Raw genomic sequence first — 295 nt, 5'->3', positions numbered from 1 at the left:
GTAGTTGGGTTGGAAACTCCTCACATAAGTCTGTTTCTAGATCTATCTTGGCTAAATATATGCCGTGGGGGTTTACTACTTCATTTACCTTAGTCCAGATTCCTGATTCGTAGACGCTCTGTTGGGTTGCGTCTATCGGCATGTAAGCCATTTTTTCCTTTCCTGCAAGTGACAGGCATCTATTTATACCGGCAGGGTTCCGTAGTTCAGTTTTTTGAACGGTTATTGCTGAAATATCATTATCAGTGCGCATAACCCATGGGATCTCCATGGCATCCAAAATCTGTGTATAAAC

General features: G+C 42.4%; 1 protein-coding gene. It reads right to left on the bottom strand.

Going from position 1 to position 295, the window contains the following annotated elements:
* Positions 1–271, bottom strand: a 271-nt coding sequence (locus KMS84_RS39900) for a hypothetical protein (RefSeq protein WP_256921550.1), incomplete at its 3' end; no start/stop codon positions are given.
* Positions 272–295: the final 24 nt, after the last annotated feature.

Source organism: Streptomyces hilarionis, from assembly GCF_024539675.1.
Taxonomy (GTDB): Bacteria; Actinomycetota; Actinomycetes; order Streptomycetales; family Streptomycetaceae; genus Streptomyces; species Streptomyces hilarionis.
This window is presented reverse-complemented; position numbering and strand designations above follow the sequence as displayed.